Origin of the sequence: Paenibacillus sp. y28, assembly GCF_037137075.1 — a bacterium.
In the GTDB taxonomy this organism is placed as follows: Bacteria; Bacillota; Bacilli; order Paenibacillales; family NBRC-103111; genus JBBBNV01.
The window spans coordinates 37,178-50,240 of the sequence record NZ_JBBBNV010000030.1; the positions used below are offsets into that span (position 1 = coordinate 37,178).

The following is a 13,063-nucleotide window of genomic DNA, read 5'->3' on the forward strand; positions in this document are numbered from 1 at the left end:
ATAAAGAGGAGTGTTACTGAACAATGACCATTATTGCTGATGTGTATGCCCGCGAAGTGCTTGACTCCCGCGGCAACCCGACTGTGGAAGTGGAAGTTTATCTTGAAGGCGGCGCAGTAGGCCGTGCAATCGTACCTTCCGGTGCTTCCACTGGCGCGCATGAAGCTGTAGAGCTTCGCGACGGCGACAAATCCCGTTACCTGGGCAAAGGCGTTCTGAAAGCTGTTGAGAACGTCAACGAAATCATCGCTCCTGAAATTATCGGCCTGGACGCTCTGGACCAAGTCGGTATCGATAACAAAATGATCGAGCTGGACGGCACGCCAAACAAAGCCAAATTGGGCGCTAACGCTATTCTGGCTGTTTCCATGGCTGTAGCACGCGCAGCTGCAGAAGCGGTTGAAGTGCCATTGTACGCATACCTTGGCGGCTTCAACGCCAAAACATTGCCTGTACCGATGATGAACATCATCAACGGCGGCGCGCATGCGGATAACAACGTAGACGTGCAAGAGTTCATGGTTCTGCCTGTTGGCGCACCTAGCTTCAAAGAAGCACTCCGTTGGGGCGCAGAAATTTTCCACAGCTTGAAAGCAGTATTGAAAGATAAAGGCCTGAACACTGCAGTTGGCGACGAGGGCGGCTTTGCGCCAAACCTGAGCTCCAATGAGGATGCAATCAAAACCATCATTACTGCTATCGAGCGCGCAGGCTACAAGCCGGGCGAAGAAGTATTCCTGGGTATGGACGTTGCTTCCACCGAGTTCTTCAAGGACGGCAAATACCACCTGGAAGGCGAAGGCAAATCCTTCACATCTGCTGAGTGGGTTGACTTCCTGGCTGCATGGGTGGACAAATACCCAATCATCTCCATCGAAGACGGCTGCTCTGAAGACGACTGGGAAGGCTGGAAGCTGCTTACTGACAAGCTTGGCAGCAAAGTTCAACTCGTTGGCGACGACTTGTTCGTAACGAACACCACTCGTCTGGGCCAAGGTATCGAGCAAGGCATCGGAAACTCCATCCTTGTTAAAGTAAACCAAATCGGTACACTGACTGAAACCTTCGACGCAATCGAAATGGCCAAACGCGCAGGCTACACGGCTGTAATCTCCCACCGTTCCGGTGAGAGCGAAGACAGCACGATTGCTGACATCGCGGTTGCAACCAACGCAGGTCAAATTAAAACCGGTGCGCCGTCCCGTACGGACCGCGTAGCGAAATACAACCAATTGCTCCGCATCGAAGATGAGCTGGCTTATGTAGCTCAATACGGCGGCCGCAAAGCGTTCTACAACCTGAAAAGCCTGTAATTTTGTTTGTGCCGCAGTGTGGTCTCTGTTCTGATTAACGACAGCGGCAGGAGAAGTCATAATGACATTTTCCTGCCGCTGCCGGAACAGAAAAGAACCGCTTGCAGACAAAATCGGCCGTTGCTAACCAGCTTCCAAGGATACCTGTGCTCAGGAACTCCTCGGAAGCTTTTTTGTTATGAGCGCACCTTGTAGATGTTGTGGTGTTTCACAGTTTGTAGATACACCCGATTGGGAAGCTGGTCTGGAGTCCAGTTGACATGAGGACTGCATCAAGGCATAGTAGAGGCAAGATGACATTTGCAGGAAACGTCCCGGGCAGTGTAACTGCGGTGCGGGGGTTGTAACGATAAGGAGGGCGACTGGTGGGAAAATGGCTGCTGACGATCTTGTTTTTGTTCGCCTCATCCGTGCTGACACGCTGGCTTCCGTTTTCATCCTTTTTCCGTAATGTGGATACACTCATTCATGAGTTTGGCCATGCGGTTGTCACGCTGCTGTTCTCCGGGGAGGTCCAGTATATTGAACTGTTTGCCGACCATAGCGGGGTAACGATGTCGATGATCCGGCGCGGCTGGGCACAGCTTGGAGTAGGCCTCGCGGGCTATACAACCGCGGCTCTGTTTACTGTGCTCTGGTTTTATTTGTATGCCAAGGGCAGACAGCGGCAAGGGCTAATGCTGCTGCTGGTCATCAGCGTCGTGTCGCTTGCGCTATTTGTCCGCAACGGCTTCGGCATGCTGTGGCTTGGCGGCTTTATCGGCTTGACGCTGCTGGTGCTCATCATTCCGTGGCGTCCGGTGACGAATGTGTTTTATTTGTTCATTGCGTTCCTGTCGCTGGAGGAATCTGTGTTCGGACCGGTCACGCTGGTGATGGCATCCTTGCAGCGGCCGGGTTCCGCAGGGGATGCCTCGATGCTCGCTGAGGCGACGGGGGTGCCGCCGCTTATATGGTCCGGCGTCTTTGCAGTATTCTCGCTTTGGTGCGCGACCAAGTCGCTGTCGTACTTCTTCCGCCGCAAGCCGGCGCGCCGTACGGGCGCTGAGGGGATGAATGCAGCACCATCAGGCTATTCAACGCGGCTGCATGAGTAAGAATGGAATCCGGTTCATCATGCATTGTAATTAGAAGCAGAGTTGTTCCGATGTGCGATTCGGAATAGGCTCTGCTTTTTGATTGAGTTCAAGGACCCAAATGTATTATTTACGAAAAATTAAACCTGCCGCTGGGCTTCGATAGTGTCGTCATTTCCAATGCCAGCGGTTAGGATACGATATCGCTGGATGCCATCGATATTGACAGCACCGGATACCTGCTTTCCATTGCAGCACCGGCCAACCTGATTGCAGTACCGGGGGGGTGCCAAGGTCGATCTGCAATGGACTTCAGTGACAGGAATTGACCGGCTACAATGTGAAGCGCTCCATCATTGCCAGCAGTCCGTATGAAGTCATTGCGACGGTTACGGACGCTGTCTCCACCGACACAAACGTAGTGAACGGGACAACGTACTATTATGTGGTCCGAGACCAGGACGGCCTTCTCAAAATCTTACGTGCAGTGCAGGTAAGCCATGCCCAGATCCAGGAGGTATTTGATGAATTGCTGGCCAGCATTATTGCACAAGAATTTGCGAATAAGATGGGTACAAATACCACCGATCACTCAACAAGTCCGTTTAATATTCCAACGGGGATAACCAAATATTGGTAATACAATGGAAACTACACCGTAGACTCTAGTAATGATTACATTTGGAACTCGAGTTTTTTCCCAACGTTTGATTCGGAAATTCAGAGCCATCATCCAACAATCCTTCATCTAAAAGAAGATGATAAATATGAAAATCATGTAGTAACTGCTGTTGGTTATAGTGTTAAAAGTAATGGGGATAGATATGTTATAATTAGAGATGGATGGGACACGACACCGGCTGATTATAACGTAAAATGGAGTCTATTAAGTGTAAGCGGTTTAACTAAAGTCGTATCTTCAGGTTACTAAAAATTTCTTCAGCCACAGTCCGGGTTCGATGTCCTGTGGCTATTTTACATTTTGTAGAGTAAAATTTCCGCATGAAGGAGCATTAAAAATGAAAAACAGGAAAAAGATAATTATCCTACTTATTGTGTGTTTAATGCTCTTGTTTTCATATACTTCCTACGCTTCGGATACAATAAGCGTGGCCTTCGGATGAGCGGTTACCTGTAAGTAGTCGTTCCCCTTGACATGATTGTCCCGCATGTTGTTGCCGGAGCTCATCGTGTTCAAATCAACTGTACCTTCTCCGGTCATCTGGGTTGGGTTGGATAAATTGACAAGCCAGGAGCCCTGCACATCGTTCATCGAGTAATTCACTGTTTCCTTGGAGGTCGTGATGGAGAAATAAACATTGGACGGCTGGGCGATGGTCCAGGAACCGTTTAGCTGGTCTGATTTTATTTCTGCGCTGCTCGCGGATACTTGGCTGTTGGCGGCAATGACTTGCTCGATTTGCACGTGGTTGCCGGTGTAATAATTAAATGCGCTGTAGCCCCCCGCAACAATAATAATGGCTGCTGCAGCGGCGATCATGCCTTTTTTCTTGTTCATACTTCGTATGGCCTCCTCTATTTTGGCTATGTCTCGTCCGGTGCCAATCCTACTGATTGTACCTATGGACTTTAGCTGTCTATTATTTCCAAAGCCTGACCTTGTACTAGTCTAGCAAAGCCATAAGTCAGGAACGTGTCAGACGAAAAACTTTTGTGCTTGTATGGAAAAATGATTGTTATGTACAATGAAAGGAATAGCGCTTGACCGGAAAGGACGAAGTCACATGACGAAGACAATTCTCGTAGTGGAGGATGAGGAGGCCATCTCCCGGGTGCTCGCCGCGTATTTAAAAAAGGCCGGATTTGTGGTCGAACGGGCGATCAGCGGCAGCGAGGCGCTGGAGAGATTCGGTCGGCAGGCGCCGGATCTGGTGCTGCTGGATGTGATGATTCCGGCTCCGGACGGCTGGGAGGTGCTGAGGCGCATCCGGGCGATGAGCAGCTGCCCTGTCATTATGCTGACCGCCCGCGGACAGCTGCATGAACGGCTATCCGGCTTGAACGAAGGGGCCGATGACTATATGACCAAGCCATTCGTGCCGGAGGAGGTGGTTGCGCGGGTGCAGGCGGTACTGAGACGGCCGGGGCGTCTTCTGGAAGGAGACGGGAAACGGCGGTTTGGCAGCCTGCAGGTTGATTTTGCCGCCTACCGGGTTTGCTTGAACGGGGTGGAGCTGGAGTTGACGCCGCGGGATTTGCAGGTGCTGCTGTTTCTGGCGAACAACCCGAACCGGACGTTTACGCGGGAGCAGCTGATTGAACAGGTATGGGGGATGGACTATGAGGGCAGCGATCGCGCAGTGGATTTGTCCATCAAGCGGCTTCGTCAGGTACTGTCGCAATGGCCGGCCGGCGAAGGCGAAATTAAAACGCTGCGGGGAACGGGGTATCAGCTGTGGATCGCAGAATAAAACAAACCTCGATTTTATCCTATTGGACGCTCCGGTATTTGCTGATATTGTGCCTTGGCCTGCTGGTGGTCACGTCGATTTCCGTGTATTGGATTAACCGCAGTACGAAGGAGAATAAGCTGCAGATGACCGGTCTGCTGGGCCTGGAAATCGCGGACCGGATTGTAGATGAGAACGGCAGGCTGATGATCTCCCCGGCGATTGGGCAAATTGTCGATGACCGGAAGCATTATCTGAACCTGCCGATTGATTTTTGTCTGCTGATTATGGATGCGCAGGAAAATGTGCTGTATACAAGGCCGCGGCTGGGACCGGAGCAAATTGAGAAGAAGCTGGCCGATATCGCTTCAGGCCGGGAGACGACCGCGGTCACAACCCCGGTGATGGGCGGCGGCGGTGTAATTGGGTCGGTGATCTTAACTCAGCCGCAAAATTCGCTCACCTATTTCCTCCAGCCGAACGAACGGATTCTGCTTGTGACGATGCTGGCGGGGCTGACCGCCATGGGATGGCTGACGATTTACCTGCTGTCCCGCAAGCTGTCCCGGCCGATACGGGAGGTGGCGGCGGCAGCCCATTCCGTCAGTATGGGGCAGTATGACATCCACCTGGAGGATACAGCCAAGGAGCGGGAAATCTCAGAGCTCATCGTTTCCTTCAAAGGGATGGCGTCCCGGCTGAAGCAGCTGGAGGAATGGAGGACGATGATGCTGGCCGGCGTTACGCATGAGCTGAAAACCCCGGTTACCTCCATTAAAGGGCTGCTCCATGCGGTACGGGAAGGGGTTGTTGAGAAGGAAGAATCCGACGAATTTCTGGATATCGCCCTTAAGGAATCCCAGCGGCTGCAGGTGATGGTCGAGGATCTGATTGATTATAATGCGTTTACGACCGGATTCGTGGAGGTTCGGCACGATTTGCTGGACATTACGCGGCTGGTGGCCGAAATTTGCTACCAATGGCAGCTTGTCCATGAGGGGCAGGCTGCCATTACAAAAGATATACCGCCGGGGCCTATTATGGTGCTTGGCGATGCCTCCCGTATTCAGCAAATCGTGATGAACCTGCTGAATAACAGCTTGCAGGCAAGGAGAGATGAGCTGCCTGTCCGAATTGCCGTTCGTGTGTACCTGGACGGAGCGGACCGGGTAGCGGTTGAATTCGCGGACAATGGCGGCGGAATTCCCGCAGAGGAGCAGCCGCACATCTTCGAGCAATTTTACCGCGGGGAGAATAAGAAGCTTGCCACGCGGGGCTTGGGTCTGGGGCTTACCTTCAGCCGGATGCTGGCGGAGGCACAGGGAAGCACGCTTTGTTTAAAGGAAAGCTCGCCTGAGGGGACTGTGTTTGTGCTGCGTATCCCGCTTTCGAGGGAGGAGCAGCCCCGTATTTTTACATGATGCAGCCTAAAACCGTCATGACGTTCTGTCGCATCCCGGGTAGGAAAGCAGCTCTTTCACAGAAAAAAGTCTGCCCCGTTGATGAGGGGACGGACATGCCGCATTATCGAGGAAAATGACGGGTCCGATAAGCCGGTCTTATTTATGCGGTGACGAGGCAAAACCATGGCCCAATGACGAGGAGCGCTATGGAACGGCGGATATTCAGACGGAAGGCCCTTTGACGCCGGATGCCAAGGATACGCTGGAAACCTGCACGCAAGGGGTACGCGATGCCGACAGGAGTCTGCAGCTGTTAATCGATCATTTTGAGCAATCGGGCGATCCGACGGTTATTGTTTTCTTCGGGGATCACCTGCCGATGCTCGGACTCAATTCGGACGCGCTGCCGGGCTACAATGCTGATTTGAAAAGCGAAGGCAGCGGCGCTGACGAAGCACAAAGTTAAATGATGGAAGACAAATTGCTTTCCTGTGTATTGTGTGGTAAAATACTACTGCTTGTCATTGTATCGGATGCTTTCTGGCAGGAGGCGCCGACCATTCATGCAGGGGGTGGAAACATGGTCTTATTGTTCAAAATTTTGCTCATCATCGCGGCGGTTGGTTTGATTGTCGCAGTGTTGTTGCAGCAGGGCAAAAGCGCAGGCTTGTCTGGTGCCATCTCCGGTGGTGCGGAGCATCTGTTCGGAAAGCAGCGCGCCCGCGGACTGGAGCTAGTGCTTGAGCGGGTAACAATTGTTTGCGCGGCGGCGTTTTTCATTTTGACGTTTGTTGTTGCATATGTATTAAAAGCCTAGTGCATCGTAAGAACGAATGCAGGCAGCAGGTGGAGTCGGTTCCCCCTGCTGCTTTTTTTGCTATATGGAGCGCATGACGAACCATTGCCGTTACAGTTTTTATCCGGCTGCAAGACGGGGATTAGCCAGTTTTTCCTGAACGTCGCCCCGCGGGGCGGAACATCAAGCAGGGCAAGCGGGTGGACGGTTTGATATGGCGATGCCGTTCAGCGGCGGAGCCATGTTTTTGATACGGATAGGGTATACTTCACTTGACGGGGAACCGGTTCCGGTTTGAATTGCCGAAGCCGGTTTTACATAAGGGGTAACGCGAACACCGTGGCCGGATTGAAGGAGGTGTGCCAGAGATGGAACGAGTATACCGGAGTACGGAGCCGTTTGAACTGCCCGGATCGGGCGTAAACGGGGAAACCGCCGTGCTGCTGATTCACGGCTTTACGGGATCGCCGTCCGAGTTTCGTCGGTTGGGTTATTATTTGAACGATCTTGGCTACAGTATTCATGCGATCCGGCTGCCGGGCCACGGAACATCGCCGGAGGATATGCTGAAGACGCGCTGGCAGCACTGGTGGGGGCATGTGCGGGAAAGCTATGACCAGCTGCGAAGCTGCGGCTACCGTCATATTGTAGTGATCGGCCACTCCATGGGCGGCCTGCTGGCGATGAAGCTGGCGGCCGAGCAGCAGTTGGACGGGGTGGTCTCGCTGGCTGCGCCGATTTATTTAACGACGCGTAAATCGGTGCTGGCCTTCTGGCTTCAGCACTTCGTTAAATATAGTAAGAAAAAACCGTCCGTTTCTGACGATATATTATTTGAGGCGTATGCTTATACCAAAACGCCGGTGCCGTGTGTAGTCAGCCTGCGTAAGCTGATGCGTCACGTGAAGCGGCTGCTGAGCCGGGTTGAGGCGCCGCTGCTTATTGGGCAGGGAGAACATGACAGGACCGTGCAGCCCCGCAGCGCGCGGTACATTTATGAACGTGTGACGGCTTCCCTGCGCCGAATCCATTATTACCCGGAAACCTCCCACGCCATTTTGCTGGATCGGAGTCGGGAGCAAGTTTATCAGGACATTCATCAGTTTATACTGGAAGTAACGGGAATTGACGGCAAGGAAAAAGGAGAAGCGATATGATAACAAGCCAAGAGCTGCTTGAATTTATGAGGGAAACGGCCTATAAGCCGATGACCTACCAAGAATTGGAAAAGCATTTTCAGATAGAAGACGCCGAGGCGTTCAGAGACTTCCTTCGGCTGCTTAATGAGTTGGAGGAAAAAGGCGAAATTTTGCGGACGCGCACGGAGCGGTACGGGGTGCCGGAACGGATGAATCTGCTGCGCGGACGGCTGCAGGCCCACCCGAAGGGCTTCGGCTTTTTTATCCCGGAGGATAAGGAGCATCCGGATGTATACATTCACGCCAATGATCTGAACGGGGCGATGAACCGGGATACGATTCTGATTCGGATTACGAGCAAAAGCGCCGCCGGCGGCAAGCTGGAAGGGGAAGTTGTCCGTATCGTGCAGCGCGCGGTGACACAGATTGTGGGTGTTTTCCAAAGCTTCGATACGTACGCGTTCGTCATTCCGGACGATAAGCGGATTGTGCGGGATATTTTTGTGCCGCAGCCTGCATTCAACGGTGCTGTTACGGGGCAAAAGGTCGTCGTCAACATTGTTAATTACCCGGAAGGACGCGCGGCCGCAGAAGGGGAAGTGATTGAGATTCTCGGACACAAGGACGATCCGGGGGTCGATATTATTTCCATCATCCGCAAGCATCAGCTGCCGGAAGCATTCCCCGATGAGGTCACGGCCGAAGCCGATTCGGTGGCCGATCAGGTTCGGGAAGAGGATCTGGCGGGACGGCGCGACCTGCGGGGCAAACGTATCGTTACCATCGACGGTGAGGATGCCAAGGATCTCGACGATGCGGTTCAGGTGGAGCGCCTGCCGAACGGGAACTACCTGCTGGGCGTTCACATCGCGGATGTCAGTTATTATGTCCGGGAAGGCTCGGAGCTGGATAAAGAGGCGTACAATCGCGGCTGCAGCGTGTATTTGGTGGACCGCGTCATTCCGATGCTTCCGCACCGGCTCTCTAACGGCATCTGCAGCTTGAATCCGCAGGTGGATCGGCTGACCATGTCCTGTGAGATGGAGTTCGATGCGTCCACGCTGCAGATTGTCCGGCATGATGTATTCACCAGTGTTATTAAGACCGTCGAACGGATGACCTATACGAACGTGCGCAAAATTCTCGTGGATGAAGATCCGGAGCTGCTGGAGCGTTATGCCGGTTTGGTCGATGACTTCAAGCTTATGGAAGAGCTGGCGATGAAGCTCCGCGACCGCCGGATGCAGCGTGGAGCGATTGATTTTGATTTTACCGAATCGAAGGTTATTGTCGATGAGAACGGCAAGCCGATCGATATCGTGAAACGGGAGCGCTCGGTAGCCGAGCAAATTATTGAGGAGTTCATGCTGGCGGCTAACGAAACCGTCGCCGAGCATTTCCACTGGATGAAGGTTCCGTTCCTGTACCGGATTCACGAAGACCCGGACGGCGAGAAGCTGATGCATTTTATTGAATTTGTTGCCAATTTCGGCTATATGGTGCGCGGGAAGGGCAACCGGGTGCATCCGCGGGCGCTGCAAACCCTGCTGGAGGAAATTAAGGGGGCGAAGGAAGAGACTGTTATTAGCACGGTGCTGCTTCGTTCGATGAAGCAAGCTCGTTATGATGCCAACAGTCTGGGCCACTTCGGTCTGGCGGCGGAGTTCTACTCCCACTTCACGTCCCCGATCCGCCGTTATCCCGATCTCATTATTCACCGCGTCATGCGCGAGGTGATGGAGCAGGGCGACTTAAGCGAGGCGCGTCATGAGTATTTGACGGAGCGTATGGATGATTATGCCCGCCAGTCGTCGGAGCGGGAGCGTGTGGCCGTCGATGCCGAGCGGGATACCGAAGCGCTCAAAAAAGCCGAATTTATGCTGGATAAGGTCGGCGAGGAGTTCGAGGGCATTATTAGCAGTGTTACGAACTTCGGCATGTTCGTGGAGCTGGACAATACGGTCGAGGGGCTTATCCGCCTCAGCGATTTGACCGATGATTATTATCATTACCACGAGATGCAGCATTGTCTTATCGGCGAACGGACCTCACGCATTTACCGTATCGGCGATGAGGTGAAGGTGCGTGTCGCCCGCGTCAGCATGGAGGAGCATACGATCGATTTCGAGATGGTGGACATGAAGCCGCGCGGCGAGAAGATCAACCTGGTCGGCGGCGACCGCGGTGAGCGCGGGGCCGGCAAGCGCGGCGGCAAGGACATGTGGGGCTTCGGCACCCGCAGCGGCGGCAAGCGTGGCGGCGGTGCAGGCGGCCGTGGCGGCGCGCCGGGCAAACGCGGCGGTGACGCTGCAGGCCAGCGCGGCCCATCCGCAGGCTCCGGCGAGGGCCGCGGCAAGCCCGCGCGCAGCGGCAGCTCGTGGACCAGCGAGCCGGGCGGCGGCAAGCGCGGTTCCCGCGCCGGAAGCGGGAGCGGCGCGATCAGTCTCCCCCGCAGCGAAGCCGGGGGAGCGGGCGCAGGCCCCCGTAGCGAAGCCGGGGGCGGCGGCGCAGGCGGCGCTAGCCGCGAGGGCGGCAGCTCCTGGCTCGCAGGAGCGGGCGGCCGCAAAGGCGGCAAAGCCGCCGGAGGCAAGAGCCGCCGCAGCAAGGGCGGCGGCGGGTTTGGGGTTGGCCCCCGCAGCGAAGCCGGGGGCGGCTTCAGCGGCCCGGGCGCAGCAGGGCCGGGCGGCGCCGGCGGCGGACCGAAGAAACGGTCCGGCGGGAAGCGCAAGAAGAAGTAAGGCGTATACGTTATAAGGGATACGATCTGATCTGAACCCTTACCCGTCCCATGGATGAAGCTGCGTGGGGCGGGAATTTTTATTTTATAGCGTCAGGAAGCGCCGAGATATGATTAAAGCTGAATTTTCGGGAGGCCTTGGTCTGAAACGACGGTGTTTTCCCTTGATTTCGCAAATTGAAGTTGATACAATTAGCTCCTAGGGTGCTTGGGTGACAAGGTTGAACGGTTGGAAAGCGAGGTGGCGGATATGGCAGCCAAGAAGAATGATACGAATAAAGCTCTTGCGCAGAATAAGAAGGCGTCCCATGATTATTTTATCGAGGACACTTACGAGGCCGGGATGGTGTTGACGGGAACCGAAATTAAATCGATTCGGGCCGGACGCGCGAATCTCTCCGACGGCTTCTGCACCATTCGGAATGGCGAAGCTTTTGTTCACAACATGCACGTCACACCGTTTGAGCAGGGAAACCGCAACAATCCGTCCGATCCGACTCGTGCACGCAAGCTGCTTCTGAAGAAGCCGGAGATTAACAAGCTGCTCGGCCAAGTGAAGCAGGAAGGGTACACGCTTGTTCCGCTTAAGATTTATATCCGCAACGGCTATGCGAAGCTGCTGATTGGTCTTGCAAAAGGGAAGAAGCAATACGACAAACGGGATACAGCCGCCAAACGGGATGCCCAGCGTGACATTCAACGGGCCCTGCGCGAGAAGCAAAAGGTTGCTCGATGAAGCCAGCGAATTATTTTCAGCCTCAATGATTTATGTAATAAAAGTTGAAACAGGCAGGAGCTTGATCAGCGATTTCCAACGGGTTCTATAGTTCTCGATCGATTTTCAATCCAGTGGCGGTTCGAGATTTGATCGTTTATGATGCTAAATGGAAGAAATCCGAGAACAGAATTCTGGTTCAAGCTGTATTTCCTCCGCTTCCAACAACCAGTTGTAACATTGGCATGCTGAATGTGTTATACTCATTGTAGTCGGCACCGAGTGTGTCGAGACTGCTCAATGCTTGATTGATACGTTGTTTGTGTAAACAGCTCTCTGCCCAGCTTCGTGTGGCAGCCTAATTCGGGGGCGTTTATGGATTCGACGGGGATAGTTCGAGCATGGGTAGCGGGTAGTGGGGACGCGACCGCTTTATCAACGCTAACGCCTATTAAATGGCAAACAACAACAATCCTACGCTTTCGCAGCTTAATAACCTGTGAGCGTGCTTCTACCCTGCATCGCCCATGTGCCGGGATAGGGGCTCAACTCTAGTGGGATACGCTGTCTCATCTCCGCCTGGGGTGAGCTGAAGAAGACAATCAGGCTGACCCGAAGGGAATCCGGTGACGGGGAGTCTCTAGGGTGACATCAAATCTGTCACTACACCCGTAGAAGCTTATGTGGCGTTATCTTCGGACAGGGGTTCAAATCCCCTCGCCTCCACCATGTAAAACCACATCCTCATGAGGATGTGGTTTTTGCTTTTCCTCATCGTTCAGCTTCGGAATATGCTTTACATGCTCCTTATAACTCTACATAGCTACCGATGAACATATTAACTTCTACTTCTTCGCTTGCTTTACGAGAAGCAGAATGGCTTCATCTTTAAAAATCTTCTCTTGTTGCTGCGTCACCGACAATTCTCGATGTACTCGCGTCGAAGCCCGGTGATTTTACAAGTCTTACGGTCACATATTAAAATATGTTACGCATCTTGTTGAAGCTGATATTATATATTGATATAGTTAGTTTTATGGGAAAAGTTTGTGAAATCGGAGGAGTATCTAACATGAGTGTGGCGTTGCATCCATTAGGGTATTTATTATGTGGTCAACAAGACGATATTAATATTGAGATTTATAGTGTCCTCACTAGCGTTGCATAAAAAGTCGGCGGCATAGTTTTCGAATAATTCTGAACAAGGTTTTAGTTTTCATTACCAAAAAGTCGATTGCCCACCAGAAGGTAGCTCTCTGTCCATTTGGTAAATTTATGTAGTTTCCCCTGAGTGACGGAAATACTAGCTCACTGTTTCTTGCGCCTACCCGCTGATTTTCGACTAGGTTTACGGTGAATTCGTTCCATCCATTGATGCATCGGTTCCCATAATAGAATTTTAAGCCAACGATAAAGCTGAAGAATACTGTGATGTGTAGCGGTGTCCAGTTTCATAAGTACGAGCAGACAAAA

The 13,063-nt window shown here is 53.1% G+C and carries 11 protein-coding genes and 1 other RNA gene; 11 read left to right on the forward strand and 1 reads right to left on the reverse strand.

The features are described 5' to 3' along the window. Window positions 1–23: 23 nt before the first annotated feature. From eno to WBG83_RS19135, 3 genes are all read left to right on the forward strand, one after another. Window positions 24–1,313, forward strand: coding sequence for a phosphopyruvate hydratase (gene eno, locus WBG83_RS19125; RefSeq protein WP_336746926.1), 1,290 nt, complete (start codon window positions 24–26; stop codon window positions 1,311–1,313). Window positions 1,314–1,678: 365 nt separating this feature from the next. Next, window positions 1,679–2,410 (forward strand): M50 family metallopeptidase, encoded by a 732-nt coding sequence (locus WBG83_RS19130; protein WP_336746927.1) that lies wholly within the window; start codon window positions 1,679–1,681, stop codon window positions 2,408–2,410. A 304-nt stretch (window positions 2,411–2,714) separates the two neighbouring features. Then, a complete protein-coding gene (locus WBG83_RS19135; protein WP_336746928.1) occupies window positions 2,715–3,029 on the forward strand; it encodes a hypothetical protein in 315 nt (104 codons plus the stop codon). A gap of 447 nt (window positions 3,030–3,476) precedes the next feature. On the opposite strand, the gene WBG83_RS19140 is transcribed toward WBG83_RS19135, so the two are convergent. Beyond that, window positions 3,477–3,908, reverse strand: coding sequence for a YceI family protein (locus tag WBG83_RS19140; RefSeq protein WP_336746929.1), 432 nt, complete (start codon window positions 3,906–3,908; stop codon window positions 3,477–3,479). A gap of 226 nt (window positions 3,909–4,134) precedes the next feature. Here WBG83_RS19140 and WBG83_RS19145 point away from each other — a divergent pair, with 226 nt between their 5' ends. The 8 genes from WBG83_RS19145 (at window position 4,135) to ssrA (ending at window position 12,319) form a co-directional block, all read left to right on the forward strand. Then, on the forward strand, window positions 4,135–4,821 hold the full coding sequence (locus WBG83_RS19145; protein ID WP_336746930.1) for a response regulator transcription factor: 687 nt from the start codon (window positions 4,135–4,137) through the stop codon (window positions 4,819–4,821). Continuing rightward, window positions 4,806–6,221 carry a HAMP domain-containing sensor histidine kinase gene (locus WBG83_RS19150; protein WP_336746931.1) on the forward strand — a complete coding sequence of 472 codons (1,416 nt, stop codon included), beginning with the start codon at window positions 4,806–4,808 and terminating at the stop codon, window positions 6,219–6,221. The genes WBG83_RS19145 and WBG83_RS19150 overlap by 16 nt, the downstream gene beginning before the upstream one ends. Window positions 6,222–6,336: 115 nt before the next feature. Further along, window positions 6,337–6,669, forward strand: a complete 333-nt coding sequence (locus WBG83_RS19155) for a sulfatase-like hydrolase/transferase (protein WP_336746932.1) — start codon at window positions 6,337–6,339, stop codon at window positions 6,667–6,669. A gap of 114 nt (window positions 6,670–6,783) precedes the next feature. Continuing rightward, window positions 6,784–7,020, forward strand: coding sequence for a preprotein translocase subunit SecG (gene secG / locus WBG83_RS19160; RefSeq protein ID WP_336746938.1), 237 nt, complete (start codon window positions 6,784–6,786; stop codon window positions 7,018–7,020). A gap of 347 nt (window positions 7,021–7,367) precedes the next feature. Then, the gene (locus WBG83_RS19165) at window positions 7,368–8,156 is read left to right on the forward strand and encodes an alpha/beta hydrolase (RefSeq protein ID WP_336746933.1); all 789 of its coding nucleotides are present in this window, start codon (window positions 7,368–7,370) and stop codon (window positions 8,154–8,156) included. Then, complete coding sequence (gene rnr, locus WBG83_RS19170) at window positions 8,153–10,876, forward strand: ribonuclease R (protein ID WP_336746934.1); 2,724 nt, start codon at window positions 8,153–8,155, stop codon at window positions 10,874–10,876. Before WBG83_RS19165 ends, rnr begins: the two co-directional genes overlap by 4 nt. Before the next feature lie 249 nt (window positions 10,877–11,125). Next, complete coding sequence (smpB, locus tag WBG83_RS19175) at window positions 11,126–11,611, forward strand: SsrA-binding protein SmpB (RefSeq protein WP_336746935.1); 486 nt, start codon at window positions 11,126–11,128, stop codon at window positions 11,609–11,611. A gap of 344 nt (window positions 11,612–11,955) precedes the next feature. After that, window positions 11,956–12,319, forward strand: a transfer-messenger RNA (tmRNA) gene (ssrA, locus tag WBG83_RS19180). The last annotated feature ends 744 nt before the right edge of the window (window positions 12,320–13,063 follow it).

Excerpts from the sequence above, each read along its gene's own strand:
- smpB (WP_336746935.1), top strand. The coding sequence starts at position 11,126 with ATGGCAGCCAAGAAGAATGATACGAATAAAGCTCTTGCGCAGAATAAG.
- rnr (WP_336746934.1), top strand. The coding sequence starts at position 8,153 with ATGATAACAAGCCAAGAGCTGCTTGAATTTATGAGGGAAACGGCCTAT.
- WBG83_RS19140 (WP_336746929.1), bottom strand. The coding sequence starts at position 3,908 with ATGAACAAGAAAAAAGGCATGATCGCCGCTGCAGCAGCCATTATTATT.
- WBG83_RS19155 (WP_336746932.1), top strand. The coding sequence starts at position 6,337 with ATGACGGGTCCGATAAGCCGGTCTTATTTATGCGGTGACGAGGCAAAA.
- WBG83_RS19165 (WP_336746933.1), top strand. The coding sequence starts at position 7,368 with ATGGAACGAGTATACCGGAGTACGGAGCCGTTTGAACTGCCCGGATCG.
- eno (WP_336746926.1), top strand. The coding sequence starts at position 24 with ATGACCATTATTGCTGATGTGTATGCCCGCGAAGTGCTTGACTCCCGC.
- WBG83_RS19145 (WP_336746930.1), top strand. The coding sequence starts at position 4,135 with ATGACGAAGACAATTCTCGTAGTGGAGGATGAGGAGGCCATCTCCCGG.
- secG (WP_336746938.1), top strand. The coding sequence starts at position 6,784 with ATGGTCTTATTGTTCAAAATTTTGCTCATCATCGCGGCGGTTGGTTTG.